This is a genomic window from Streptomyces sp. NPDC058198 (genome assembly GCF_042882605.1).
Classification (GTDB): Bacteria; Actinomycetota; Actinomycetes; order Streptomycetales; family Streptomycetaceae; genus Streptomyces.
The window spans coordinates 109,961-135,322 of the sequence record NZ_JBHVVP010000014.1 but is presented as its reverse complement, the minus strand read 5'-3'; the positions used below and the strand labels follow the sequence as shown (position 1 = coordinate 135,322).

Sequence of the window (25,362 nt, the reverse complement as noted above, 5' to 3'; positions counted from 1 at the left end):
GCGGACGTCCCTCCGCCTTGCGATGCTCCCCCGTAGCCTTGACGGCACGGGAGGTACCCCCTCCATCTGACGCCGTGCGCTGATCCACCACGGATTACGGGACAGCCCTTAGACGAGTCATTCCGAAGTCCCGTCTGCCCGGCGGGCGGACGACGCTACTTCGGAACAACTCGTCCAGGCGTCGTCACCACCGCGCGGCCGGCCCGGGCGGGCCGCTCACCCAGTGCCCCGTCCAGATCTCGCCAGAGATCCTCGACGTCCTCCAGACCGACCGACATCCGCAGCAGCCGGTCGCTGATTCCGGCGGACCGCCGGTCTCCTTCCGCCACGATGCGGTGGCTGATGGAGGCCGGGTGCTGGATGAGTGAGTCGACGCTGCCCAGACTGACCGCCGGGGTGATCAGCCGTACGCCGGCGGTCACCCGGTGCGGATCTCCGTGCACCTCGAAGGCGATCATCGCCCCGCCCAGCCGCGGGTAGTGGACGCGGGCGATCCGCGGATCGGCGGTCAGCCTGCGGGCCAGTTCCGCCGCGGTCGCCGACGCGGCCCTGATCCGTACGGGCAGCGTGGACAGACCGCGCAGCAGCAGATAGCCGGCCATCGGATGCAGGACGCCCCCGGTCGCGAACCGGACCTGGCGCAGCTTTCTCGCGAACTCCTCGTCGCACGCCACCACCCCGCCGAGCACATCGCCGTGGCCGCCCAGATACTTGGTCGCGCTGTGCAGGACGAGCCGCGCGCCGTGCTCCCTGGGCCGCTGGAGCACGGGGGTGGCGAAGGTGCTGTCCACCAGCAGCGGCACCGATCCGCACCCGTGGGCCAAGGCCCGGATGTCGACCTCCGCCAGGGTCGGATTGGCCGGCGTCTCGACCATCACCAGCCCGGTGTCCGGGCGGATCGCCTCCTCGACCCCGGCCGGGTCGGTCCAGGTCACTTCCGTGCCGAGCAGCCCGGCGGTCAGCAGATGATCGCTGCATCCGTAGAGCGGACGCACCGCGACCACATGGCGCAGCCCCATGCTCGCGCGCACGAGCAGTACGGCGGTGAGCGCGGCCATTCCGCTGGCGAAGGCCACCGCGCTCTCGGTCCCTTCGAGCCGGGCGAGCGCCGTCTCGAAGCGGGCCGTGGTCGGATTGTCCAGCCGCGCGTAGACGGGCGGTCCGGCCGGCCGCGCGCCGGTGGTGGCGAACTCGTCGATGCGCGCCGCCTCCGCCCGGGTGTCGTACGACGGGTAGGTGGTGGACAGATCGAGAGGCGGGGCGTGCACGCCGAGGCTCGCGAGATCGTCGCGTCCCGCATGCACGGCTTCGGTGGCCAGGGCCCGGATGGGGGCCTCGGTCGGACCGTTGAAGTCTGTAATGTCCATGACCTCACTCTGAACACCCGGCGGCCGGTGTGGGCAAAGTGCCGTGCTACGTTCGGCCGATGGCCGAATCTGTCGTACTGGACGCGATCGATCTGCACATATTGCGCCTGCTGCAGAACGACGCACGGACCACCTACCGGGAGATCGCCGCCGAGGTCGGCGTGGCGCCCTCGACCTGCCTGGACCGGGTGGCCAGGCTGCGCAGGTCCGGAGTGATCCTCGGGCAGCGGCTGCGCCTCGATCCGGCCAAACTCGGCCGTGGTCTGGAGGCCCTGCTCTCGGTCCAGGTCCGGCCGCACCGCCGGGAGCTGATCGCTCCGTTCGTGGAGCGGATCCGGGCGCTCCCCGAGTCGCGGGCGCTGTTCCATCTCACCGGCCCGGACGACTATCTGGTGCATGTGGCGGTGGCGGACACGTCCGACCTCCAGCGTCTGGTGCTGGACGAGTTCACCTCACGGCCCGAAGTCGCCCGCGTCGAGACCCGGTTGATCTTCCAGGAGTGGGACTGCGGTCCGCTGATGCCGCCTTCGTCGGCCAATCCGACCGGCGCGCGCGAAACAAAGATGTGACGTGGGGGGCAGTCTTGGAGAGGATGGCCCGCATGTCAGCCACAGCCGGCAGCGCGCTGCCCCGCCAGGTCGCCGACGCCTACGTCGACGCACTCATCGAACTCGATCCGATCACCGGCACCTTTCTGGGGGTCGCGGAATGCTCCCGCCGCCTCCCCGACTTCTCCCCGGCCGGGCAGCAGGCTCTCGCCGACCTCGGCCGCGCGACCCTCGCCCGGCTCGACCGGGCCGAGGCGCTGCCGGGCGCGGACAGCGATGCCGAGCGGCGCTGCGGCCGGCTGCTGCGTGAGCGCCTCACGGCCGAACTCGCCGTCCATGACGCCGAGGAGGGGCTGCGCGCGGTCAGCAATATCCACTCGCCCGCACACCACATCCGCGATGTCTTCACCGTGACACCGACCGACACGGACGAGGACTGGTCGGCCGTCGCCGAGCGGCTGCGGGCCGTACCCGCCGCACTGGCGGGATTCCGCTCCTCGCTGGAGCTGGGTCTCGAACGCAAGCTGCCGGGCGGCCCCCGTCCCACCGAGACGTTCATCGGCCAGCTGACGGACTGGGCGGGCGAGGACCGCGGCTGGTTCGAGGAGTTCGCCTCGGCCGGCCCGGACTCGCTCCGTGCGGAACTGGACAGCGCCGCGGGTGAGGCCACCGCGGCCGTCGCGGAGCTGCGCGACTGGATGCGGGAGGTGTACGCGCCCGCCGTCGAGGACGCACCCGACACCGTGGGCCGGGAGCGTTACGCCCGCTTCTCGCGCTACTACAACGGCACCGACCTCGATCTGGACGAGGCGTACGCGTACGGCTGGTCCGAATACCACCGGCTGCTCGCCGAGATGAAGACCGAGGCCGACAAGATCCTTCCGGGCGCCGGCCCATGGGAGGCGCTCGCCCATCTCGATGAGCACGGGGAGCACATCGAGGGCGTCGACAACGTCAGGGACTGGCTGCAGAACCTGATGGACGAGGCCATCGAAGCACTGGACGGCACCCACTTCGAACTCGCCGAGCGGGTACGGCGGGTGGAGTCCAGGATCGCCCCGCCCGGCGGCCCCGCCGCCCCGTACTACACCGGTCCTTCCGAGGACTTCTCGCGCCCCGGCCGCACCTGGCTGCCGACCATGGGCGACACTCGCTTCCCGGTGTACGACCTGGTGTCGACCTGGTACCACGAGGGTGTCCCCGGCCACCATCTGCAGATCGCGCAGTGGACGCATGTCGCCGACCGGCTCTCCCGCTACCAGGCCTCGGTGGGCCAGGTCAGCGCCAACGCGGAGGGCTGGGCGCTCTACGCGGAGCGGCTCATGGACGAGCTGGGCTTCCTGCCGGACGCGGAGCGCAGGCTCGGCTATCTGGACGCGCAGATGATGCGGGCCTGCCGGGTGATCGTGGACATCGGTATGCATCTGGAGCTGGAGATCCCGGCGGACTCGCCGTTCCACCCGGGCGAGCACTGGACCCCCGAGCTGGCGCAGGAGTTCTTCGGCAACCACAGCGGCCGCCCCGCGGACTTCGTGGAGAGCGAGCTGACCCGCTATCTGTCGATGCCGGCGCAGGCGATCGGCTACAAGCTGGGCGAGCGCGCCTGGCTGCTCGGCCGGGAGAATGCCCGCAAGGCCCACGGCGACGCCTTCGACGCGAAGGCGTGGCACATGGCCGCGCTCTCGCAGGGCTCGCTGGGTCTTGACGATCTGGTGGACGAGCTGTCGAAGCTCTGACCGGCGGACAAGCATGACCGGGGCCGGGCTCCGCCGAGAGGCGCGAGCCCGGCCCCGGTCGGCCCTGACGAGGGGAAGGGTTCAATGGGGGCGGGGTTTGTCTTCTGCGCGGATCCGCTGCGGGCGAGCCGGACGGATCCGGTGTTCGCCGAGGAGGCGGCTCTCGCCAGGGAGCACGGCGCGGCGGTCGCTCTGCTCGACCATGACGCGCTGCTCGCCGGGGACACGGCGGCCGCGCTCGCGCGGGTGAGGCGGGACTCCGGGCCGTACTGGTACCGGGGCTGGATGATGCCGGCGGCGGTCTACGAAACGCTGGAGCGTGGGCTGTACGAGCGGGGCTGCGCGCTGCTGACCGGTGCGGGCGCGTATCGCCGCGCCCATGAACTGCCCGGCTGGTACGAGGAGTTCGCCCACCTCACACCGCGCAGCGGCTGGCAGGCCGGGCAGCCCGGCGCTCCCCCGGCGCAGGACGAGCTGGCCGCCCTCGCCGCTCCGCTCGGGACGGGCCCCGGGGTGGTGAAGGACTTCGTCAAGTCCCGTAAGCACGAGTGGGACGAGGCGTGCTTCGTACCCGAACTGACGGACCCCGCCGGGGTCGCGGCCGTGGTGGGCCGGTTCTTCGCACTCCAGGAGGATTCCCTCGCCGGGGGCGTGGTGCTGCGTGCGTACGAGCGGTTCGTGCCGGGCGGCGAGGCCCGGGTGTGGTGGCTGGACGGCACGCCGGTGCTCACCACCGCCCACCCGGACACGCCCGGCCGGCTGCCGGAGCCGGAGCTGGGCGCGGTGCGCGTCGCGGTGCGGGCGCTCGGCTGCCGGTTCGTGACGACGGACATGGCGCTGCGCGAGGACGGTGCGTGGCGGGTGGTGGAGGTGGGGGACGGCCAGGTGAGCGGCCTGCCGGCCGGGGCGGACGCGACGGAGCTGTTCGCGGCCCTGGCCGGCGCCGATTCCACCGGTCAGCGGCGGAGACCGCCCTCCGAGTCGATGACCTGAGCGGTGATCCAGCCGGCTTCGTCGGTGGCCAGCCAGGCGATCAGCCGGGCCGGGTCGTCGGGCATGCCCCAGCGCCCGGACGGGAACATCGCGGCGATGGCGTCGTAGTCCGCCCCTGACAGGTAATCGGTGTCGACGGGGCCGGGGTTGACGGTGTTGACCGTCACCCCGATCTCCGCGAGCGAGGTGGCGAGGGACCGGGTCGCCGAGGCGAGGGCGCCCTTGGCCAGGCCGTACGCGATCTCGTCCGGCATCCCGCCCGCGAGGTCCTGGCCCGACGTCATCATCATGACCCGGCCGCCGGGCGCACGGTCCGTGCCGTCCGTGGGCGTGGAACGGAGCCGGGCGTACGCCTGGATGAGCAGGATCACCGACCGGGTGTCGACCGCCCAGTGGGCGTCGAGCATCGCCGCGTCGATGGTGTCGAGCGTGCCGTCGGAGCCGCTGAGCGCGTGGTTGGCGACAAGGATGTCCAGCCGGCCACCGAGCGCCTCGGCGGCGGTGGCGATCAGCGCGGCGGGCGCCTCGGTCCCGGAGAGATCCCCGGGACCGTGCACCACGCGCGCGTCCGGATCCGCGCGTGCCTCACGTACGAGAGCGGCGACTCCTTCCGGGCCCTCGGGGTCGGCGCCCCAGGGCTGGCCGGCGTCGTGCGGCACATGGTGATGGAGATAGACGGAGGCTCCGTACGCCGCGAGGCGCCGGGCCACCGCGCAGCCGATGCCGCCACGACGGCTGGCCCCGGTGACAAGAGCGGTCCTGCCGAGCAGCGGCAGCGGGTCGCGGCGCAGGGCTTGGGCGGTGGGGGGTGCGAGTTTGGGCATGGGCACCCATGATGCTCGGCGCCGGGCCGGTTGTCATACGGATTACGAGCCGCCGTCCCGGCCCGGTCCGCTCGGGAGGGCCGGTCTGGTCGCGATGACGACGGTGGCGTCGAGTTCGTCGGACGTGGCCACCCGCGGGATCAGCCCGTCACGGGCGACGGTGTCGACGGCCCGCGGCGCTTGGCGCTCGCTCGTCTCGAACAGCAGATGGCCGCCCGGTGCCAGCCACCGCGCCGCCGCGGCGGTCACCCGCCGCAGGACGTCGAGCCCGTCCGCGCCCCCGTCGAGTGCCACCCGCGCCTCGTGCACACGGGCCTCCGGGGGCAGCAGCCCGATCTCCTCGGTCGGCACGTACGGCACGTTGGCGAGCAGGACGTCGACGCGGCCCCGCAGCGTGGCGGGCAGCGGGTCGTAGAGGTCTCCCTCGAACACCTCACCACCGGCGGCGACGACGTTGCGCCGGGCGCAGCGCACCGCGGCGGGGTCGATGTCGGCGGCGTACCACTCGGCGTGGTCCAGGACCGCGACCAGCGCCGCGCCCAACGCGCCCGAGCCACAGCACAGGTCGACGACGACAGCGCGGGGCGGGGCGAGAACGGCGGCCTCGCGTACGAGGAACTCGGTGCGGCGCCGGGGTACGAAGACCCCGGGGTCCACGGCCACCCGCAGACCGCAGAACTCCGCCCAGCCGAGGACGTGTTCGAGCGGAAGGCCGTCGACCCGCCGGTCCACCATGGCGGCGAGGCCAACCGGTGTCCTGGCTTCGGCGATGAGCAGGCGTGCCTCGTCCTCGGCGAAGACACAGCCGGCGGCCCGGAGCCTGGTGACGATGGCGGACGAAGGAAGAAACGACGGGGAGAGCGACATGGGAGCCTTTCGGGATGCCTGTGGGGCTCCCTCGGTCACCTATGCCTGATGGACCGCGCGGTCATGAGAGGGGAGCACCCGACCTGATACAGCGGTAATGGGTCTCACCTCCTCGGTACGTCCACTGCTGGAGACGGCCACACTACCCGAGCCCCACCGCCGCGCGCAGACCTTCGCACCGCGCCGAGCCGGGTGCCGCCGGCCCCCGGGAAAACGGGTACCGGCGCATCCGTCCCGTACGGCAGCCTCGTCGGCATGACGACGCGCACGCTCTATCTCTCCCCCCGCGTGACCTCGACGGCCACCGCCCTCGCGGCGGCCGCCGCGCGCCGCGGGATACCGTCGCGGACGCTGCACGCCCGGCGGGTTCCCGAGGAGCATCGGGGCGACCCCGGGGCGGCGCTCTACGCCGGGCCGCTGTTTGCCGACACGGTCGCGCGGGAGCTGGGGCTCGAGCTGCTGGAGGCGCACGAGGACTGGCTCGCGACGCTGCCGTACGAACTGACCCGGCGGCGGATCGAGTGTCTGGCCATCGGACGGGCCCGGGAGCTACGCGTCCCGGCCTTTGTGAAGCCGCCCAACGACAAGAGCTTCCCGGCGAAGATCTACTTCGACGGCAGCCGGCTGCCGGGGCCTGACGCCGTGGACGACGACGCGCTGGTACTGGTCAGCGACATCGTGGCGTTCACCGCGGAGTTCCGGCTGTTCGTGCTGGACGGCGAGGTGGTGACGGGCAGCCGCTACGCGGTGCACGGCGAGATGGACATCGCTCCGCTGGAGAGCGATCCACGGCGTGCCGAGGTGCTGGACTTCGCCGCCCGGCTCTTCGCACCGAAGGTGCCCGCGCTGCCGAGTGCGGTGGTCGTGGACGTCGGTACGGTCGACGAGGGCGCGGACGGCAGGGCATGGGCGGTCGTGGAGGCCAACGCGGCCTGGGCCAGCGGGCATTACGCCTGTGACACCGACGCCGCGCTCGATGTCCTGCTGCGCGCGGCACGCCCCGTCGCGGACCCGGTGGACGCGCCGTTCCTGCGTCCGCTGCCCACCGTCGTAGGGTGATCGGGCGCCGTACGACGGGTCAGCAGCCGCAGTCCGCCGGGCCGGCCGGCGCGGTCAGCGGATCGGCGGGGCGGCGCTCCCGGCCGTGCCGGGTCTCGACCTCGAAGCCCTCCCGGATCCAGTACTCGATGCCGCCGAGCATCTCCTTGACGCGGTAGCCGAGACCGGCGAGGGCGAGCGCGGCGCGGGTGGCGCCGTTGCAGCCGGGGCCCCAGCAGTACGTGATGACCGGCACCGCCTGGTCGAGGAGCCGCTCCGCCTGTCCGGCGATCAGCGCGGTCGGCAGATGGACCGCGCCGGGGACATGACCCTGGTCCCACGACGCGGTGGAGCGGGAGTCGAGGACCACGAATCCGGGGTCGCCGCCCGCTTGCAGCGCGGCGGCGACATCGGAGACGTCCGCGTGGAAGGCGAGGCTCGCGCCGAAGTACGCGACGGCCTCGGCGGGGGTGGCCGGCGGGATCCGCAGGACGGGGCTGGGGGTGTCGGAAGGACCGGGAACGGCGGGCGGTGAGGTGCTGAGAGACGTGGTCATGACCAGAAATCTACGGTCGCCGATCCGTCTGCTGAAGAGGAATTCCCCGGTGCTTGCCTTGATGGACCGGTGCTTTCCCTGCTATTTCTCGGTGATGACCGAGTATTCACCGGACGCCACGGACTGGCACATTCTGGACACCCTGCAACGCGACGGCAGGATCAGCTTCGCCGAGCTCGCCCGGGCCGTCTCGATGTCCCCGAGCGCGGTGACCGAGCGGGTGCGCCGGCTGGAGGAGGCCGGGGTGATCTCCGGCTACACCGCGGTGGTCGACCGGGAGCGGCTCGGCCGGCCGATCCTCGCCTTCGTACGGCTGCGCTATCCGAACGGCAACTACAAGCCGTTCCACGATCTGCTGGAGGCGACCTCCGAGATACTGGAGGCCCACCATGTGACGGGCGACGACTGCTTCGTACTGAAGGTCGCCGCCCGCTCCATGAGCCATCTCGAAGAGATCTCGGGCCGGATCGGGGCGCTGGGCTCGGTGACCACGAGCGTGGTCTACTCGTCGCCGCTCGCCCGCCGTTCGCTCAGCCGCTGAGCAGGGCCGCTGAGCGGGGCCGCCTGAGCACGGCCGCCTGAGCAGAGCCGTCAGCCCGCCACTCGCTGGCGGACCGCCGAGCCGTTCCGGTCCTTGACGATCTCCAGCTGGGTGGGGATTCGGCGGCGCAGATCGGCGACATGGCTGACGATGCCGACGCTGCGGTCCCGTTCCCGCAGCGAGTCCAGCACGTCCAGGACCTCGTCCAGCGTCTGGTCGTCCAGGCTGCCGAAGCCCTCGTCGATGAAGAGCGTGTCCAGCCGGACGCCCCCGGCCTCGTCGGTGACGACATCCGCGAGGCCGAGCGCGAGCGCGAGGGACGCGAAGAAGGTCTCGCCACCGGAGAGCGTCGCGGTGTCCCGCGCGCTGCCGGTCCAGGCGTCGATGACCTGGAGCCCGAGACCGGACCGCCGCTGGCCGCCGGCCCTGGCGTCGGAGTGGACCAGGGCGTAGCGGCCGGAGGACATGCGCTGGAGCCGTACGGTGGCGGCGGCCGCGACCTGTTCGAGGCGGGCGGCCAGGACGTACGACTCCAGACGCATCCTGCGTTCGTTGTCGGTGGAGGTGCCTGCGGTGAGCCCGGCGAGGCGGGCCACCCGGTCGTACTCCTCGCGCACCGGGCCCAGTCCGCGCACCTCGGCCTCGGCCCGCCGGGAGAGCCTGCCCAGCTCGGCGCATCGGTCCCGGGCGGTGGCACAGGCGGACGACGCGTCGCGCAGGGCGCGCTCGGCCGCCCTGTGGGCTGCTTCCGCGGCGCCGGGGTCGGCGGCCGGACGGCCGGCGGCGTCCTTCGCCTCCGGTTCGGCGAGCCGGTCGGCGACGGCGGCGGACTCGGCCTGCCAGTCGTCGAGGCGGTGCTGAAGGTCGCGCCGGGACGCGCCGGTCAGTAGTGCGGACGCCGCCGCCTGCGGGGTGTCGAAGCCGGCCCGGAAGGCGGCGTCCGCGAGCCGGCCGTCGGCCTCCTTGAGGCGGAGCGCGGTGGTGTCGTAGGACCGTACGGCTTCGGCGGCTTCGGACAGCCGCCTGGCCCGGCGCTCCAGTTGCTCGGCGCGCTCGGCGACGCTGTCCGCGTCGCCCCGGGCGCGTACCAACTCCGCTCGCAGCGCGGTCTGTTCGCGATCGAGGGCTTCACGTCGCGAGGTGCGGGCCGCGACCCGCTGTTCGGCCTGCCGCCGGGCGTCGAGCCGGCCCTCGTGCTCACGCTCGGCGCGGCCGAGGGCCTCGCGGGCGGCGTGCGTACCGGCCGCGACCCGGTGTGCTTCGGTGTGTTCCCGCTCCAGCCGCTCGGTGAGCGCGGCGAGTTCGCCGAGGCTCGACTCGCCGGCCGCCGCACGGGCCGCCGCGTACCGCTCCCGTACGGCCGCGTGCGCGCGCTCGGCCTCGCCCCGGGCCAGGTCGGCGCGCCGGTACGCCGCCTGCGCCGCGTCCTCCGTGGCGGAGTCCACCTGGCCGTCGGCCGCCCGCGCCGGCACGGGATGCGCGTCGGAGCCGCAGACCGCGCAGGGCTCGCCGTCGACGAGCCGGGCGGCCAGCTCGGCCGCGATGCCCCGCAGCCGTCGCTCCCGCAGGTCGAGCCAGGTCTCATGCGCGGTGTTGGCGTGTTCCCTGGCGGAGCCGAGCCGGTGTTCCGCGTCGGTGGCGGCCGCTTCGAGGGTGTCGCGCCGGCGGGCCGCTTCGAGCCGGTGACGGGCGGGGTCGAGCTGTCCGGCGAGCTGTTCCGCGCGGGTCGCCGCCTCCTGGGCGTCCTCGATACGGTCCTGCGAGGTCCGGCGTACGGACTCCCAGCCGGCCAGCCAGCCGGCCGCTTCGTGGAGGATCTCCTCGTCGGCCCGCGCCTGCCGGTCCAGATCACCGCGTTCGGCCGTGATCTCCGCGCTGCGCCGCTCCGCGCGCCGGGCCGCGTCGAGCGCGCCGAGTTCCTGGCGCATGGTCCCTTCCAGCGCGGCCAGTTGTTCCGCACCGGCGTCGGCGAGACCGGACGACAGCAGGTCCCGTGCGCGTGCGTACGCGGTGGCCGCCGTGTGATGCGCCTGCTCGGCGTCGTCGCGCAGGGCGAGTGCCGGGGCGACCAGCTCCGCCTTGTGGGCGCGCTCCAGCAGCGCCTGCGCCCGCTCGCACTCCGGGCGGCGCGCTTCCAGCGCCTCGGCCCGCAGCCGGGTGTCCGCGAACCGCTGCTGCAGCCTGGCCAGTTCACGTTCGGCGTCCAGTGCCTGCCGGGCGGCGGCCTGCCGGCCCTCGGCGGCGGACAGCGCCGACTCGGCGATGTCGGCGCACTCATGGGCGCCGGACCGGGCGAGCGCGGCCCATTCCAGGACGGCGGAAGCGAGCCCGGCGTCGCCCGGCTGCCGGTCGGGCAGCGGCGGCGCGGAACTGCCGCGCGCCGCTTGGGCGATGCGCTGGGCGATGCCGAGGAGCCGGTCGTCCCCGGCGCGCACCTGATGCTCGGCGGCGCGGCGCAGCTCGGCGAGCCGCTCCTCGACGGCGGCGAACCGGCGGGTGTCGAAGAGCCGTCCGAGCAGCTTGCCGCGCGCCTCGGCGTCGGCGCGCAGAAAACGCGCGAAGTCACCCTGGGGCAACAGCACCACCTGGCAGAACTGCTCCCGGCTCATCCCGAGGAGCTGGCCGATCTCCTCGCCGAGCTCCTGGTGGGAGCGGCTCATCGCCCGCCAGGCGCCGCTCGCGGCGTCGTACTCACGCAGCCAGCTCTGCGCCTTCTCGGTGGTGAAGCCGGTGCCCTTCTTCTTGAGGCGCAGCTGCGCGGGCCGCCGGGTGATCTCCAACCGGCGCCCGCCCACGGTCAGTTCGAGGCCGACCTCGGTGTATGTCCCCACGGCCGCGTGGTCGCTGCGCAGGGCGGCGCCGGGGCTCTGGCGGGCCCCCGGCACGGCGCCGTACAGCGCGTAGCAGACCGCGTCGAGGACCGAGGTCTTTCCGGCGCCGGTGGGGCCGTGCAGCAGGAACAGCCCGGCGGTGGAGAGCGCGTCGAAGTCCACTTCCTGCGTGGCGGCGAAGGGGCCGAAGGCGGTGATGGTCAGCCGGTGCAGTCTCACGGATTCACCTCACGCACCGTCGCGTCGACCCGTACATCGTCGAAGGCGCCGCGCAGCACGGTGCGCTCCCGCTCGTCGGGCCCGGCCCCGCCCCGTACATGGGCCACGAAGTCCTCCGCGATCTGCTGGTCGGTGCGGCCCGCGAGACGCTGCGCGTAGGAGGCGATCGGATCGTCGCCGGCCCGCTCGGGATCGAAGACCAGGCTGAGCGTATACGGGAAGCGCTCGGCCAGCCGGGCCATGGGCTCGGCCGGGCGCACCGGGTCGGTGAGGGTGGCCTCGACCCAGGACTCCTCGTGGCGGTCGAGGGCCGGGTCGTCGAGCAGCGCGTCGAGCCGGCCACGGATCCGGGCCAGGGCACGCGGCACCGGGCAGTCGATCCGCTCCGCCTCGATCTCGCCTTCCGGCCCCAGCTCCACCAGCCACATGGTCTTGCGGTGCGCGGTCTCCGAGAACGAGTAGGCGAGCGGGGAGCCCGCGTAGCGGACGCGCTCGGTGAGGGCCTGGGAGCCGTGCAGATGGCCGAGGGCGACATAGTCGACGCCCGCGAAGATCCCGGCGGGCACGGCGGCGACACCGCCGACGGTGATGTCCCGCTCGCTGTCGCTGGGGTCACCGCCCGCGACGAAGGCGTGCGCGAGAACCACGGAGCGGGTGCCGGGGGCGCGCCCCGCGAGATCGGCCCGTACCCGCTCCATCGCGGCGCCGAGCACGGCCTCGTGTCCGGCCTTCGACGCCTTGAACTCGTCCTTCACCAGGGCGGGTTCGAGATAGGGCAGACCGTAGAAGGCCACGTCGCCCCGGGCGTCGGAGAGCAGGACGGGGGTGGCGCAGCCGGCCGGGTCGGTCCGCAGATGGATCCCGGCCCGCTCGATGAGACCCGCGCCGACACCGAGCCTGCGGGCCGAGTCGTGGTTCCCGGAGATCATCACGGTCGGTACGCCTGCCTCGGCGAGGCGGTGCAGCGCCCGGTCGAAGAGCTCCACGGCGGTGAGGGGCGGCACGGCACGGTCGTAGACATCGCCCGCCACCAGAACCACGTCCACATCACGGTCGCGGACCGTCGCCACGAGGTGGTCGAGGAAGGCGGCCTGGGCGTCGAGCAGACTCACCCGGTGGAACGACCGTCCCAGATGCCAGTCCGACGTGTGCAGAATCCTCAAAGCTCAGCTTCTCCTCGGCGTCCGGGGCGGGGTGGGGTGGGTGAGTGGGTGGGTGAACCGTCGTCAGACGTCAGAAGAACGTCTCCGCGCCCAGCTCCAGCACCGCCGTCCCCGCCGTCGTGTCCGCGAGCCACGCCCGGAAGACCTCCACCTCGGTGTCCGGCAGACCGATCCCGATCGTCACCGCTTCCGCGTACCGCACCTCGCGCACCGCGCGGCCCATCGCGCGCAGATCGTTCTCCAGCCGGCCCGCGCGCTGGTGGTCGACGGTGACGGTGGCGAGCCGGAAGCGCTGCCGGGTCAGCGTGCCGACCGTGTCCAGGGCCTCGCCGACCGCTCCCCCGTACGCCCGGATCAGTCCGCCCGCCCCGAGCTTGACCCCGCCGTAGTAGCGGGTGACGACCGCCGCGGCGTAGCGCACCTCGCGGCGCATCAGCATCTGCAGCATCGGCACCCCCGCGGTGCCGCCCGGCTCGCCGTCGTCACTCGCCTTCTGTACGGAGGCGTCGGCGCCGATCACGTAGGCGTAGCAGTTGTGGGTGGCCGTCGGGTGTTCCCTGCGGACGCGTGCGACGAACTCCTGCGCCTCCCGCTCGCTCGCGGCGGGCGCGAGCGCGCAGATGAAGCGCGACCGGTTGATCTCGGTCTCGTGCACGCCCGCACGGGCGACGGTCCGGTACTGCTCCTGCATGCCCCCACCCTATGCAGGCGTACCGGCCAGGACGGGCCCGGGGGAATCGCCAGGACCGGCCGTCTGTTGTCATGGGGCGAACCGACGACCACAGGAGGCAACCGTGTACGGCGACCCGACCACCATCCGCAGGGTCCTCACGGAGCGGGGCGACACCTGGGCGGTGGTGGGACTGTCATCGAACCAGCAACGCGCGGCGTACGGAGTGGCGGCGGTCCTGCAGCGCTTCGGCAAGCGCGTCGTACCGGTGCACCCCAAGGCCGAGACGGTCCTCGGCGAGCAGGGCTACGCCTCGCTGGCCGACATCCCTTTTCCCGTCGATGTGGTGGACGTCTTCGTCAACAGCGCGCTGGCGGGGCCGGTCGCGGACGAGGCGGCGGCGATCGGGGCGAAGGCCGTGTGGTTCCAGCTCGGGGTCGTCGACGAGGAGGCGTACGAGCGCACCCGCGCGGCCGGTCTCGACATGGTGATGGACCGCTGCCCCGCCATCGAGATCCCCCTGCTGGGCCGCTGAGCGGCTGAGCGCCCGGGGCCGGCGCGTCAGACGCCGAGTCCCTCCAGGACCACCGCGCCGGGCAGGCCCGCGAAGACCTTGCCGGGGACGATCAGCTTGCCGCGGCGGCGGCCGCTGCCGATCAGGACCCATTCCGTGTCGAGCACCGCGGAGTCCACGAGCAGCGGCCAGCCGGCGGGCAGCCCGATCGGGGTGATGCCGCCGTACTCCATGCCGGTCTCCGCGACCGCCGTGTCCATCGGCGCGAACGAGGCTTTGCGCGCGCCGAGTTGCTTGCGGACCGCGCCGTTGACATCGACGCGGGTCCGAGACAGCACGACACACGCCGCGAGCGTCGACTCGCCGCCCCGCTTGCCCGCCACGACCACGCAGTTGGCGGACTGGTCGAGCAGCTCGGCGCCGTAGTGCTCGGTGAAGGCCGCCGTGTCCGCGATGGCCGGGTCGGTGTCGACGAACACCAGCTGCTCGGCGGGCACATCGCCCTGCCACGCGCGGACCGCCTCGGCGACCGGCGGGGTGAGCAGGTCGAGGCAGTCGGGGGCGGGGCGGGCGTTGTCGAAATGTCCCAGGGGAGCGCGCATGCGCGTCACGTTAACAGCGCTCCCCGGCCGCGATCCCGTCGTCTCAACCTACGGGCGGGATGGAGACGGACATGATCAGCTCGACCGTCCCGGCGCCGTCGTTGCGATAGGTGTGCGGGACGTTCGCCTCGAAGGCCGCCGACGCGCCCGCCGGTACGGAGTGCGGCTCGCCGTCCACGACGAGGGTCAGCTCACCGGCGGTCACATGGAGCAGTTCGGTCGTGCCCGCCGGATGCGGATCGGATGAGCTGGCGTCGCCGGGCATCAGCGTCCAGGACCACAGCTCGACCGGGCCGCGGGCCTCGGCGCCGACCAGCAGCGTGGTGCGGCTGCCGGCCGGTGTGGACCACATCCGTACGGCCTGGCTCCCGGGCACGACCGTGACCTGGGGGCCCTTCTCGTAGTCGAGGAGTGTGGTGATGGAGACGCCGAGAGCGTCGGCGATCTTGACCGTGGTGCCGACGCTCGGGTTGGTACGGGCCTGCTCGATCTGGATGATCATTCCGCGGCTGACGCCCGCCCGTGCGGCCAGGGCGTCGAGCGTGAAGCCCCGCTCCCCCCGCCAGCGCTTGAGATTGCGGGCGAGCGACTGCGTGAGCTGGTCGAGGTCCGACACATTCCGTCCAATATGCGCAAGGGGAGCATTCAACAGGCCGCACTACGGTGGGGTGCACCCGATCGTTCATCGCACTGTACTGCGAGGACCCCGGCCGAGCCCGTTCCCCTCACATCACCTCAGGTCTCCGGATCCAGTTCGGCGAGGGCCAGCAGCTGCTCGGGTGTGATGCCCTCCGGGATCGGCACCGGCGCGGGGGTGCGCAGCGGCGGCTGCCAGCCCAGCTCCGGATCCCAGCTCCGTACGACCCGGGCGGGCGCCCCCGCCACCACCGCGTGGTCGGGCACCTCTCCCCGTACGACGGCGCCCGCGGCGACCACCACGTTCCGGCCGAGCCGGGTGCCGGGCAGGATCACCGCGCCGGTGCCGAGCCAGCAGCCGGGACCGATCTCCACCGGTTCCATGCGGGGCCACTGCGTGCCGACGGGCGTCTTGGGGTCGTCGTAACTGTGATTGGTCGAGGTGATGTAGACGTACGGGCCGCAGTACGTCTCCGTGCCGATGGTCACCGTGGTGTCGGCGATGACATGGCTGCCACGGCCGAGCACCACACCGTTGCCCACCGTCAGGACCGTGTCGGGGCCGAGGTCGAGACCGGGCATCATCCCCGCGGTCAGCGTGACCTGCTCGCCGATGACGCAGTGGTCGCCCAGCTCGATCCACGGTTCGCCGAACACCGTGCCCTGCGGGAAGGCCAGCCGGGTGCCGGTGCCGATCCGGCGGAAGCGCAGCCGCCCCGGACGCCCGGCGCTGACCGCGCCCGCGTCCTGGACCCAGCTCCAGCCGCGCTGGACGGCCCGCGAGACGAGGCGGCGCCGCCAGGCGGTCAGCGAGGAGAACGTGTTTCTGTTCTTCGGCACGCCGCCACCGTACTCTTCGTGCCCTCCGCACTCTTCGCGCCCTCTGAGCTCCCCCGCGGCCGCCATATGCGCTCCCCCCGGCGGCGCGACGGACCGGGTTGGCTGGAATCCGCTGATCACAGGGGGTATCGGCGCTCCGGGCGGGGGGTTCCCGAAGGCGGCACGGGCGACAATCAGGTCCGTACGGGCAGGACCGGACCCGGATGGCACGGTCGGCGGCAACTTCCTCAACTACCACGCCACCGGGGGCCGGTGGGTGACTTCGGGCCGAACTCTTCCGTTGTACCGGCTCCGGCCGTTCTGAGTCTTCCCGCACCGCACGGCCTGGTTAGCATGAGCGCCACATGTGGTGCGGAAGACCGCCGTCCTCATCGGTGTCCGATCCCGCCCGTGCGGCCGAAGCGCGCTGGTCGGCCGACTGTTTCCCCCCGCACTCAAGTACCGAGGGACCGCGGAATGTCAGTGCCTGTCGCCCCCACCCCGCACCGCATACGCACCAACCGGTCGTTGTCGCTCGCCGTCCCCCTGGCTCTGCTGGTGGTGGCCGGCGCGGCAGCGGGCGCGGTGGCCGCCGCGGCCCCCGGGCCCGCCCGTACCTGGGTCGCGGCCACCGTCGCGGTCGCGTGGGTGTGCGTGGCGGTCACGCTCGTCACCACCGCGCTGATGCTGCGGCGCGGCCGGCGTGGTGCGGTCACGGCCGACAGCGAGCTCAGCACGGCGCGGACGCAGCTGGCCCGGGCCGGCGCGGAGTCCGCGCATCTGCTGAACGTCACGCTGCCCTCGGTGGTCAAGAGACTGCGGGACGGCGCGAGCGCCGAGGAGACGCTCGCCGTCACAGCCCCGCCCTCCGATCCCCAGCTGCGCCGTGTCCTGCAGGCGTTCACCATCGAGGTCGGCGCCGCCGAGGAGCGCGCGGCCGGGGCGTCCGCCGACAGCGAGAGCGCCGTGACGCGGCTGGCGCAGGCGAGCGACGATCTGGACCGGCTGACCACGCGGACGCTCCCCGCCGCGATGAGCGGACTGCGCTCGGGCGGCTCGGCGGACACGGTGCTCGGCTCCGTCGAACCGCCCACCGATCCACGGCTGCAGGTCCTGCTGTCCACGCTGGTCAGGGACTTCGCCGCCAGCGAGCGGCGTGCCGCCGCGGCCCAGGCGGCCAGCGCCAAGGCGCTGAGCCGGGTGCAGGCGAAGGCCGTGAGCATGCTGGCCGATCTGCGCGAGATGCAGGACCGGCACGGCGAAGAGGTCTTCGGGGACCTCCTCAGGCTCGATCACAACACCTCGCAGCTCGGCCTGCTCACCGACCGGCTGGCCCTGCTGATGGGCGGCCGTGCGAGCCGCGCCTGGAACAAGCCGATCGCCATGGAGAGCATCCTGCGCGGCGCGGTGGGCCGGATCGCCGCCTATCAGCGGGTACGGCTGCACTGCTCCACCAGCTCCGCCATCGCCGGGTTCGCCGCCGAGCCCGTGATGCATCTCCTCGCCGAACTGATGGACAACGCCGCGAACTTCTCCCCGCCGATCGACGAGGTCCATGTCTATGTCGAGGAGCGCACCGCCGGTCTGGTGGTGACCATCGAGGACAGCGGTCTGAAGATGGCCGACGCCGCGATGCGGCGTGCCGAGGAATCCGTGTCGGGCCGGATCACCGACCTGGCGCTGCTGCAGGGCACCCGGCTCGGTCTGGCCGTGGTCGGCCGGCTGGCCGCCAAGTACCACATCAGCGTCAACTACCGCCCCTCGTCCCGCGGTGGCACGGGCGTCGTGGTGCTGTTCCCGCCGCAGCTCCTCGCCCAGCAGCGCGGTATGGCTCCGGAGCGGTCCCTGCGGCGCCAGGCCCCGGAGGCGACCGTGCCCGCGCCCGCCGCGCCGCCGGTCACCTCCGCCCCGGTCACCTCCGCCCCGGTCATTTCCGCCCCGGCCGCCCAGCCGCCCGCGCCCACCCGTCCCGCAGCGCCGGCGCCGTCCGCGCCGTCCACCCCGCAGGGCGCGCCGGAGCCGGGGGCCGGCGCCGAGGCGGCGACGACCAACGGTCTGCCGGTGCGTCCGCCCGGCCGCACCATGGCGGCGGCCGACCGGGGCAGGCCACGGCCGGCGGCGGATACGGAGACCGGCACCGTACTCCCCGGCCGCGACGCCGGATCCCAGTTCGGAGCCTTCCACCGCGCCCGCCGCGCCCCCAAGGACCCTGGTAATACCGCCGGGTAACCGGCCGCGCACTCCCCGTACGGCGCCCGGGGAAACCGGCGCCCATCCCCACCCAGAACGCGAGATTGGAGGCACGGGCTGGTGACCGGCTTACCGGGCACAACCCGCCCCACGCACCCCATGCAGACCACTGACAACAGCCTGACCTGGCTCCTCGAGAGCCTGTTGGAACGCACCCCCGGCACGCGGCATGCCCTGGTGCTCTCTCGTGACGGGCTGAAGCTCTGCTGGAGCCGTCATCTCACCCTCGACCAGGCCGACCAGCTGGCCGCCATCTGCTCCGGGATCCAGGCACTGGCCCAGGGCGCCTCGGTGGAGTTCGGCAACGGCACGGGCGGCGTACGGCACTCGATGACGGAATTCCACGGGGGACTGCTGTTCATCGTGGAGGCCGGCGACGGGGCCCATCTGGCGGTGGTGGCCGAGGACGGCGCCGACCCCGGTGTGGTGGGCCATCAGATGACCGAGCTGGTCGAGCAGATCGGTGAGCATCTGCGGGCCGAGCCGCGCACACCGGCCCAGGAGAGTTCTCCGTCATGACCCGCCGGCCCGTCGACACCGGGGATCCCGACCGGCTGTACACCGTCACCGGTGGCCGCAGCCGGGTCGACGACGACTCGTTCGACCTGGTCACCCTGATCGTCAGCGAGTGTGCACCGACGCCGGGCATGCAGTCCGAGCATGTCCGGATCCTCGAACTGTGCCGCCATCCCACCGCGGTCGTGGAGATATCCGCGGAGCTGAAGCTGCCGGTGATGGTGGTACGGATTCTCCTCGGCGATCTCCTCGCGACGGGCCGGATCACCGCCCGCCATCCACGCTCGGCGCGATCCCTCGCCGAGCTGCCCGACTCCGCCCTCTTGAAGGAGGTGCTCCATGGACTCCGGAACCTCTGAGCTGCCGGCCCGTACTCCGCTGGCCGACGCCGCCGAGACCGGTCTCAAGATCGTCGTCGTGGGCGGGTTCGGGGTCGGCAAGACCACGCTCGTCCGGTCGGTCAGCGAAATCCGTCCGCTCAATACCGAAGAGGTCATGACGCAGGCCGGGGTCGGCGTCGACGAGACGGCCGGGCTGAGCAACAAGACCACCACGACCGTGGCCTTCGACTTCGGCCGGATCAGTCTCAACGACCGCATGGTGCTCTATCTGTTCGGGGCGCCGGGACAGGAGCGGTTCTGGTTCCTGTGGGACCGGCTGTTCTCCGGGACGCTGGGCGCGGTCGTGCTGGTCGACACCCGGCGGATGAGCGAGTCCTGGTACGCCATCGACCGTCTCGAACACCACAAGACGCCGTTCGTGGTCGCGGTCAACCGCTTCGACGAGGACATCTCGGCGTTCTCGCTGGCGGAGATCCGGCAGGCGCTCTCGCTGCCGGAGCATGTCCCGCTGATCGACTGTGACGCGCGGGTCCGCTCGTCCGGCAAGAATGTCCTGATCACCCTCGTGGACCACCTCTACGAACTGGCCATGGCCCGGGAGCTGACATCGTGACCGACCCCGCAGGCATACCAGCCGACCAGGCCCCGCCACCGGGCTGCCCCGCGCACGCCGGCGCGGTGCCGCTGAGCGGCCTGGAGTACCAGCAGACCCCGTCCCAGCTGTACCGCACCCTGCGCAGGGAGCACGGCGCCATCGCTCCCGTCGTGCTCGACGGCGGCATTCCCGCCTGGCTGGTGCTCGGCTACTCCGAGGTCTCGTACGTCACCGGCCACGACGAGCTGTTCGCCCGTGACTCGCGGCGCTGGAACCAGTGGGAGTCCATTCCCGCCGACTGGCCGCTGATGCCGTTCGTCGGCTACCAGCCGTCGGTCATGTTCGCCGAGGGCCGGGAGCACCAGCGGCGGGCCGGTGTGATCACCGAGGCGCTGGAGGCGATCGACCAGTTCGAACTCGCCCATATGTGCCGGGAGATCGCCGAGGGGCTCATCGACGCGTTCGCCGGCAGCGGGCAGGCCGAGCTGATGGCCGCGTACGCGCACGCGCTGCCGATGCTGGCGGTGGTCCGGCTCTGCGGTATGCCGGCCGACGGCCTGGACACCGAGGACCTGGTACGGGATCTGCGGATCTCCCTGGACGCCGCCGAGGGTGACGACCCGGTCGCCGCCTATATGCGGGTGCAGGAACGCATGCGGCAGCTGGTGAAGGACAAGCGGAACAACCCAGGATCGGACGTCACGTCCCGGATGCTGACCCATCCGGCCGGGCTGACGGACGAGGAGATGATCGTCGACCTGATCACCATCATCGCCGCCGCCCAGCAGCCGACGGCCAACTGGATCTGCAACACCCTGCGTCTGCTGCTGACCGACGACCGGTTCGCGCTGAATGTGTCCGGTGGGCGGCTCAGCGTCGGGCAGGCGCTGAACGAGGTGCTGTGGCTGGACACCCCGACACAGAACTTCATCGGCCGGTGGGCGGTGCGCGACACCCAGCTCGGCGGCCGGCACATCAAGGCCGGTGACTGTCTGGTCCTGGGGCTCGCCGCGGCCAACACGGATCCGCAGATCTGGCCCGAGGGGCATATCGGCCCGGAGAACTCGGCGCATCTGTCGTTCAGCAACGGTGAGCACCGCTGCCCCTATCCGGCTCCGCTGCTCGCCGACGTCATCGCGCGTACCGCCATCGAGACGCTGCTGGAGCGGCTGCCCGACGTGGTGCTGGCCGTGGAGCCGGACGAGCTGGCCTGGCGGCCCTCCATCTGGATGCGGGGGCTGACCGCGCTGCCGGTGGAGTTCACTCCGGTCGTCCAGTAGGGCCGGCCGCCGGGCCCGGGGCGTCCCCGGGCCCGGCGGATGCCGTCATGCCGTGACGGGGGTGAACTCCACCGGCAGGGACTGCGGTCCGCGGGTGAACACACCCTGCTCGTGCGGGTCGAACCCGTCGGCCAGCCGGACGTCCGGCATCGCGTCGAGCAGCTGGTTGACGCCGGTCTCGACCTCCGCCTTGGCCAGCAGGGCGCCGACGCAGAAGTGCCGTCCGAGCGCGAAGGCCAGATGGTCGGCGGCCGCGGAGAAGGCGGTCGTCGTGGTCAGGTCGTCCCGGAAGATATTGAAGGTGTCCGGCTCCTGGTAGCGGGAGCCGTCGCGGTTGGCTGCGCCGATCAGACAGGTGACCGTGGCCCCGCTCGGTACGGTGCCGCCGCTCAGCTCCACGTCCTTCGCCGTCTGGCGCATGATCATGTGCACCGGCGGGGTGAAGCGGAGGGTCTCCGCGAACGCCCGGTCGATCAGGGTGCGGTCCGCCTGGACGGCCGCGAGCTGCTCGGGGTGCGTCAGCAGATTCGCGAAGATGCTGGCGATGGCCTTGTCGGTGGTCTCGCCGCCCGCGGCGAGCAGCAGGCTGCAGAACGCCTTGATGTCCTCGTCGCTCATCCGTACGCCGTCGACCTCGGCGGCGCAGAGGGTGGAGAGCAGATCGTCGCCGAGGTTGTCCCGCCGGTCCCGGATGATCGGGATCATGTACTCGGCGAACTCGACGCGGGTACGGTCTCCGGCCGCCGCGACCTCCGCGTCGCCCGACAGGTTGCCCAGGAAGGCGATGACCGCGGTGTACCAGCCGTGGAACCGGGCGTGGTCGGCCTTGTCGAGGCCCAGCATGTCGGCGATGACGTTGACCGGGAAGCGGGTGGCGAAGTCCTTCACGAGATCGACGGACCCGGTGTGCCGGAACGAGTCGATCAGTTCGCGGGAGTTACGGTCGATGACCGGCAGGAACTTGTTCTGGAGATCGCTGCCGCGGAAGGCGGGGGCGACCAGCGCGCGGCGTACCGAGTGCTCCCGCCCGCTGAGCTGAAGGATCGTTTTGCCGTGTACGGGTTCGATCTGCCAGTCGTAGTTGTCGGTGGTGAACACCGACTCCTTGTCCTTGAAGGCCCGCTCGACATCCTCGTAGCGGGAGATGATGTAGCTCTGTGTGGCTTCGTGCCAGATGAGCGGCGCACTCTCCCGCATCACGCGATAGGCCGGGTAAGGGTTCTCGGCGAACTCGGGCGACAGTATGTCGGGGATCTGCTGTGCGGTGGCCATGAAGCTCCCTCGATTGGTACTCGCCCGATGGGTAACGGGCGGCGGACCCAAGGTTATTGATCATCCGTCATCAGAAAAAGTCTGGTCCTGGCCGACCTGGTGCGGGGCCACCGGGAGCGGTCGCCTACGGTGCCCGTACGCGCGGCCACGACGTCACGCGCGACCGGGATCCACCGAGGAGACGACATGACGGAACGGGCATTGATCAGGGGCGTGGGCGGGAAGGAGCCCAGGATCGATCCGACGGCGTTCACGGCCCCGACGTCCGTGGTGGTCGGCGAGGTCACCGTGGCCGCGGGCGCCAGTGTCTGGTACCAGAGCGTGCTCCGGGCCGACTGCGGGGCGATCGTGCTGGGCGCCGACAGCAATGTCCAGGACAACTGCACCCTGCATTCCGACCCCGGCTGCCCGCTCACGGTCGGCGCGCGTGTATCGGTCGGTCACAACGCCGTACTGCACGGCTGCACCGTCGAGGACGAGGTGCTGATCGGCATGGGCGCCACCGTCCTCAACGGCGCGCACATCGGCGCGGGCTCGCTGGTCGCGGCGCAGTCGCTCGTACCGCAGGGCATGCGGGTGCCGCCCGGTTCACTGGTCGCGGGGGTGCCGGCCAAGGTCAAGCGTGAGCTGACCGAGGAGGAGCGCGCGGGGATCAAGCTGAACGCGGCGGTGTATTTGGATCTGGCAAAGGCACACCGCGAGGCGTACGAGGGCTGAGCGGGCGGGGGGGCCGAGCGGCGGGCCGTGGCTCCCGGTCAGTCGGCGGCGCGTACGGCGTCGGGCTCGGCCGCCGCCGGCGCGGTCGTCGCCCGCGAGGACTCCGACTGCTCGGCGGCCTTCTTGGCGCGGTTCTTCAGGACGAGCATCGAGATGAGCCCGGTCAGCACGGCGAGCACGAGGCCGAGCCAGGAGAAGCGCTTGAGCCACGCCTCGGCGACCACGCCCACCGAGTAGATGACGGCGGTCGTACCGCCCGCCCACAGGATCCCGCCCAGCACATTGGCGATCAAAAACTTCCAGTACGGCATGCGCAGCACGCCCGCGAGCGGACCCGCGAAGATCCGCAACAGCGCGACGAAGCGGCCGAAGAAGACCGCCCACATGCCCCACTTCTCGAAGGACCGCTCCGCCATGGAGATCTGGGCCTCGCCGAAGTGCTTGGGGAACTTCCCGCCGAGCCAGGCCAGCAGCGGCCGGCCGCCCCTGCGGCCGATGGCGTAGCCGATCGAGTCACCGATGATCGCGCCGGCCGAGGCGCAGGCGCCGAGGATGTACGGATCGATGTCGCCGTGCTGGGAGGCGAGCAGCGCCGAGCTGACGAGCACGATCTCGCCCGGCAGCGGGATACCGAGGCTTTCCAGCCCGATGACCACACCCACCAGGAGATAGATGCTGACCGCGGGGATGGTCTCGAGCCACTCCTGCACGTGCAACGCCGGTTCCTCCCGTGATTCCCTGTCCAGCCGTCGGGCTCACCGCCCGGCGCGCGCCTCACAGGCGCACGCCGGGCAGCCTACCTGCTGGCGGGGCGGGGCCGGCGCGGTCAGGAGTTCGGGCGGAGGGTCCAGACCACGGTCATCTCACCCGTGACCGCGCCGTCCTCGCGGGTGAGGGCCACGGTCACGGGGAATTCGGGGCGCGCTCCGCCGTCCAGCTCCGCCACGACATCCGCCACCGGGCGGCCCAGCGCGGCGGTCGCCGTGAGGGTTCCCCTGGCGAGTTTCCGGTAGTCGACCCGCGCCGTGACAGGGAGCGGAACCGCGCGGTGGAGCTGGTCGCCGAAGGCCGCGATCACGATGGCGCCACTGGCGGACTCGGCGAGCGTGAACATCGCTCCGGCGTGCGGTCCGCCGACATGGTTGTGGTACTCGGGCTGGTCCGGCAGCCGGACGACAGCGCGCTCGGCGGTGGTCTCCAGGAACTCCAGCCGAAGGGTCCTGGCCATGGGGACGGTGGCGGCGAGCATCTCGCCGACGGACATCTGCTCAGCGCTCATGAGGGCAATGTTACCCACGAGTAGTGGGGCTTGGCCATCCCCTGCCGGGGCGGGCGTGGCAGCGGTGTCACGACCCCTCTATGGTTACTCGCCATGTGGCCAGGACAGCAGCCGCCCGGGGGCGAGCAGAACCCGCAGGACCAGAATCCGAATCCGTACCAGCAGCCGGGGTACCAGCAGCCGAATCCGTACCAGCAGCCCGGATATCAGCAGCCGGGGTACCAGCAGCCCAACCCGTACCAGCAGCCGACGGTGCCGCAGTACGGCATACCGGGGCCGCCCGGCGGGCCCGGTCCTTCGCAGGACAAGAAGAAGACGACCGTCGTCGCCATCGTCGCGGCCACGGCGGTCGTGATCGCCGCCGGGGTCACCGGTTTCCTGGTGCTGAACAAGGACGACGACACGACGGACCGGGCCGACGGTGACTCCACGGCCTCCGCGTCCGCGAAGCCGACCGCGAAGCCGTCCGTCGACAACCCCCGGGACGGCTCGGAGAACAAGCCGCAGATCGCGGGCTGGAAGGTCGTGACCAATCCGCAGCACGGGACGCAGTTCGATGTCCCCGCGGACTGGGAGGTCGAGAACCCCGGCGTCATCTCCGGTATCGAGATCGAAGAGAAGGGGGACGGCAACCCCGTCCTTGCCTTCTCCGCCCCTGCCACCTACAAGTCCGCGTGGTGCTCCGAGGACACCAACAAGGACGGGAAGATGGAGGACCACGGCCTTGGCCACACCGGCACCAAGGGCGGCCAGGGCGCCACGGACACGGCGTCGGGATCGAAGAACGAGGCGGGCAGCTGGGCCTGGGCCGCGTACGCCCAGCAGGAGACCAAGGCCGTGGCCAAGCAGAAGGTGAAGGTCAGCGAGCCCGAGGCGTACACGACCACCTCCGGGCTCAAGGGACACTTCTCGACCGCCGAGACCACGGGTGTCACCAAGAAGACCAAGTGCGACACCGACGGCAAGTCGATCGCCTTCACCTTCACCAACGCCAAGGGTGACTACGCGACATGGGTGCTCTACACGAGCAGGGACGTGCCGGACGAGATCCCGGACACGACCGTCAAGAAGATCCTGGGCACCGTCCGGCTGCTGGGGACCTCCTGAGACGGTCCCGCTGGCCGTATCGCCCTGAACCGCCCGCCCTGAACCCCGGTTTAACCGGTTGGCAACCGGGGGCGGCTGCGG

Annotated in this window: 26 protein-coding genes; 13 read left to right on the top strand and 13 right to left on the bottom strand. The window is 72.0% G+C overall.

Going from position 1 to position 25,362, the window contains the following annotated elements:
- Positions 1 to 155: 155 nt before the first annotated feature.
- On the bottom strand, positions 156 to 1,367 hold the full coding sequence (locus tag ACFVWW_RS30715; protein WP_386878897.1) for a trans-sulfuration enzyme family protein: 1,212 nt from the start codon (positions 1,365 to 1,367) through the stop codon (positions 156 to 158).
- Between the two features lie 59 nt (positions 1,368 to 1,426).
- Here ACFVWW_RS30715 and ACFVWW_RS30710 point away from each other — a divergent pair, with 59 nt between their 5' ends.
- The 3 genes from ACFVWW_RS30710 (at position 1,427) to ACFVWW_RS30700 (ending at position 4,644) form a co-directional block, all read left to right on the top strand.
- Positions 1,427 to 1,936, top strand: coding sequence for an Lrp/AsnC family transcriptional regulator (locus tag ACFVWW_RS30710; protein WP_386878896.1), 510 nt, complete (start codon positions 1,427 to 1,429; stop codon positions 1,934 to 1,936).
- Between the two features lie 32 nt (positions 1,937 to 1,968).
- On the top strand, positions 1,969 to 3,651 hold the full coding sequence (locus tag ACFVWW_RS30705) for a DUF885 domain-containing protein (protein WP_386878895.1): 1,683 nt from the start codon (positions 1,969 to 1,971) through the stop codon (positions 3,649 to 3,651).
- 84 nt (positions 3,652 to 3,735) lie between these two features.
- Entirely contained in the window at positions 3,736 to 4,644 is a 909-nt protein-coding gene (locus ACFVWW_RS30700; protein WP_386878894.1) for an ATP-grasp domain-containing protein, read from the top strand.
- On the opposite strand, the gene ACFVWW_RS30695 is transcribed toward ACFVWW_RS30700, so the two are convergent.
- Positions 4,608 to 5,468, bottom strand: coding sequence for an SDR family oxidoreductase (locus ACFVWW_RS30695; RefSeq protein ID WP_386878893.1), 861 nt, complete (start codon positions 5,466 to 5,468; stop codon positions 4,608 to 4,610). The two genes, ACFVWW_RS30700 and ACFVWW_RS30695, sit on opposite strands and share 37 nt — an antisense overlap.
- 42 nt (positions 5,469 to 5,510) lie before the next feature.
- Complete coding sequence (locus ACFVWW_RS30690; RefSeq protein ID WP_384180686.1) at positions 5,511 to 6,335, bottom strand: putative protein N(5)-glutamine methyltransferase; 825 nt, start codon at positions 6,333 to 6,335, stop codon at positions 5,511 to 5,513.
- 255 nt (positions 6,336 to 6,590) lie between these two features.
- Between ACFVWW_RS30690 and ACFVWW_RS30685 the strand changes: the two genes are divergently transcribed.
- A complete protein-coding gene (locus tag ACFVWW_RS30685; RefSeq protein WP_386878892.1) occupies positions 6,591 to 7,394 on the top strand; it encodes an ATP-grasp domain-containing protein in 804 nt (267 codons plus the stop codon).
- Positions 7,395 to 7,413: 19 nt separating this feature from the next.
- Here ACFVWW_RS30685 and ACFVWW_RS30680 read toward each other — a convergent pair whose 3' ends face one another.
- Positions 7,414 to 7,929, bottom strand: coding sequence for a rhodanese-like domain-containing protein (locus tag ACFVWW_RS30680; RefSeq protein WP_384330993.1), 516 nt, complete (start codon positions 7,927 to 7,929; stop codon positions 7,414 to 7,416).
- Positions 7,930 to 8,023: 94 nt separating this feature from the next.
- Here ACFVWW_RS30680 and ACFVWW_RS30675 point away from each other — a divergent pair, with 94 nt between their 5' ends.
- Positions 8,024 to 8,470 (top strand): Lrp/AsnC family transcriptional regulator, encoded by a 447-nt coding sequence (locus ACFVWW_RS30675; protein ID WP_384180692.1) that lies wholly within the window; start codon positions 8,024 to 8,026, stop codon positions 8,468 to 8,470.
- Between the two features lie 50 nt (positions 8,471 to 8,520).
- Here ACFVWW_RS30675 and ACFVWW_RS30670 read toward each other — a convergent pair whose 3' ends face one another.
- The 3 genes from ACFVWW_RS30670 to ACFVWW_RS30660 form a co-directional block, all read right to left on the bottom strand.
- The gene (locus tag ACFVWW_RS30670) at positions 8,521 to 11,520 is read right to left on the bottom strand and encodes an AAA family ATPase (RefSeq protein ID WP_386878891.1); all 3,000 of its coding nucleotides are present in this window, start codon (positions 11,518 to 11,520) and stop codon (positions 8,521 to 8,523) included.
- Positions 11,517 to 12,683 carry an exonuclease SbcCD subunit D gene (locus ACFVWW_RS30665; protein ID WP_386878890.1) on the bottom strand — a complete coding sequence of 389 codons (1,167 nt, stop codon included), beginning with the start codon at positions 12,681 to 12,683 and terminating at the stop codon, positions 11,517 to 11,519. The genes ACFVWW_RS30670 and ACFVWW_RS30665 overlap by 4 nt, the downstream gene beginning before the upstream one ends.
- 70 nt (positions 12,684 to 12,753) lie before the next feature.
- Positions 12,754 to 13,374 (bottom strand): YigZ family protein, encoded by a 621-nt coding sequence (locus ACFVWW_RS30660; RefSeq protein WP_386878889.1) that lies wholly within the window; start codon positions 13,372 to 13,374, stop codon positions 12,754 to 12,756.
- A 103-nt stretch (positions 13,375 to 13,477) separates the two neighbouring features.
- Here ACFVWW_RS30660 and ACFVWW_RS30655 point away from each other — a divergent pair, with 103 nt between their 5' ends.
- Positions 13,478 to 13,888 carry a CoA-binding protein gene (locus tag ACFVWW_RS30655; RefSeq protein ID WP_386878888.1) on the top strand — a complete coding sequence of 137 codons (411 nt, stop codon included), beginning with the start codon at positions 13,478 to 13,480 and terminating at the stop codon, positions 13,886 to 13,888.
- 26 nt (positions 13,889 to 13,914) lie between these two features.
- Here ACFVWW_RS30655 and ACFVWW_RS30650 read toward each other — a convergent pair whose 3' ends face one another.
- From ACFVWW_RS30650 to ACFVWW_RS30640, 3 genes are all read right to left on the bottom strand, one after another.
- Positions 13,915 to 14,469: a YbaK/EbsC family protein gene (locus ACFVWW_RS30650; protein ID WP_384331008.1), complete on the bottom strand. Its 555-nt coding sequence runs from the start codon at positions 14,467 to 14,469 to the stop codon at positions 13,915 to 13,917.
- 43 nt (positions 14,470 to 14,512) lie between these two features.
- Entirely contained in the window at positions 14,513 to 15,085 is a 573-nt protein-coding gene (locus tag ACFVWW_RS30645; protein ID WP_384180703.1) for a helix-turn-helix domain-containing protein, read from the bottom strand.
- A gap of 119 nt (positions 15,086 to 15,204) precedes the next feature.
- A complete protein-coding gene (locus tag ACFVWW_RS30640; protein ID WP_384180705.1) occupies positions 15,205 to 15,945 on the bottom strand; it encodes an acyltransferase in 741 nt (246 codons plus the stop codon).
- Positions 15,946 to 16,401: 456 nt separating this feature from the next.
- On the opposite strand from ACFVWW_RS30640, the gene ACFVWW_RS30635 reads away from it, so the two are divergent.
- The 5 genes from ACFVWW_RS30635 (at position 16,402) to ACFVWW_RS30615 (ending at position 20,906) form a co-directional block, all read left to right on the top strand.
- Positions 16,402 to 18,153, top strand: coding sequence for a sensor histidine kinase (locus tag ACFVWW_RS30635; protein WP_386878887.1), 1,752 nt, complete (start codon positions 16,402 to 16,404; stop codon positions 18,151 to 18,153).
- 120 nt (positions 18,154 to 18,273) lie between these two features.
- A complete protein-coding gene (locus ACFVWW_RS30630) occupies positions 18,274 to 18,693 on the top strand; it encodes a roadblock/LC7 domain-containing protein (RefSeq protein WP_384180709.1) in 420 nt (139 codons plus the stop codon).
- Positions 18,690 to 19,049 carry a DUF742 domain-containing protein gene (locus ACFVWW_RS30625; RefSeq protein WP_384331014.1) on the top strand — a complete coding sequence of 120 codons (360 nt, stop codon included), beginning with the start codon at positions 18,690 to 18,692 and terminating at the stop codon, positions 19,047 to 19,049. The genes ACFVWW_RS30630 and ACFVWW_RS30625 overlap by 4 nt, the downstream gene beginning before the upstream one ends.
- The gene (locus ACFVWW_RS30620; RefSeq protein ID WP_384180713.1) at positions 19,030 to 19,644 is read left to right on the top strand and encodes an ATP/GTP-binding protein; all 615 of its coding nucleotides are present in this window, start codon (positions 19,030 to 19,032) and stop codon (positions 19,642 to 19,644) included. The genes ACFVWW_RS30625 and ACFVWW_RS30620 overlap by 20 nt, the downstream gene beginning before the upstream one ends.
- Positions 19,641 to 20,906, top strand: a complete 1,266-nt coding sequence (locus ACFVWW_RS30615; protein ID WP_384331017.1) for a cytochrome P450 — start codon at positions 19,641 to 19,643, stop codon at positions 20,904 to 20,906. The genes ACFVWW_RS30620 and ACFVWW_RS30615 overlap by 4 nt, the downstream gene beginning before the upstream one ends.
- 45 nt (positions 20,907 to 20,951) lie before the next feature.
- Here the strand turns inward: ACFVWW_RS30615 and ACFVWW_RS30610 are convergent, their stop codons facing one another.
- On the bottom strand, positions 20,952 to 22,178 hold the full coding sequence (locus ACFVWW_RS30610) for a cytochrome P450 (protein ID WP_384180716.1): 1,227 nt from the start codon (positions 22,176 to 22,178) through the stop codon (positions 20,952 to 20,954).
- A gap of 186 nt (positions 22,179 to 22,364) precedes the next feature.
- Here ACFVWW_RS30610 and ACFVWW_RS30605 point away from each other — a divergent pair, with 186 nt between their 5' ends.
- Entirely contained in the window at positions 22,365 to 22,895 is a 531-nt protein-coding gene (locus ACFVWW_RS30605; RefSeq protein ID WP_384180718.1) for a gamma carbonic anhydrase family protein, read from the top strand.
- A gap of 38 nt (positions 22,896 to 22,933) precedes the next feature.
- On the opposite strand, the gene ACFVWW_RS30600 is transcribed toward ACFVWW_RS30605, so the two are convergent.
- Positions 22,934 to 23,611 carry a DedA family protein gene (locus ACFVWW_RS30600; RefSeq protein WP_386878886.1) on the bottom strand — a complete coding sequence of 226 codons (678 nt, stop codon included), beginning with the start codon at positions 23,609 to 23,611 and terminating at the stop codon, positions 22,934 to 22,936.
- A gap of 110 nt (positions 23,612 to 23,721) precedes the next feature.
- Entirely contained in the window at positions 23,722 to 24,174 is a 453-nt protein-coding gene (locus ACFVWW_RS30595) for a DUF4442 domain-containing protein (protein WP_384180721.1), read from the bottom strand.
- A gap of 93 nt (positions 24,175 to 24,267) precedes the next feature.
- On the opposite strand from ACFVWW_RS30595, the gene ACFVWW_RS30590 reads away from it, so the two are divergent.
- A complete protein-coding gene (locus ACFVWW_RS30590) occupies positions 24,268 to 25,281 on the top strand; it encodes a hypothetical protein (protein ID WP_386878885.1) in 1,014 nt (337 codons plus the stop codon).
- Positions 25,282 to 25,362 lie beyond the last annotated feature (81 nt).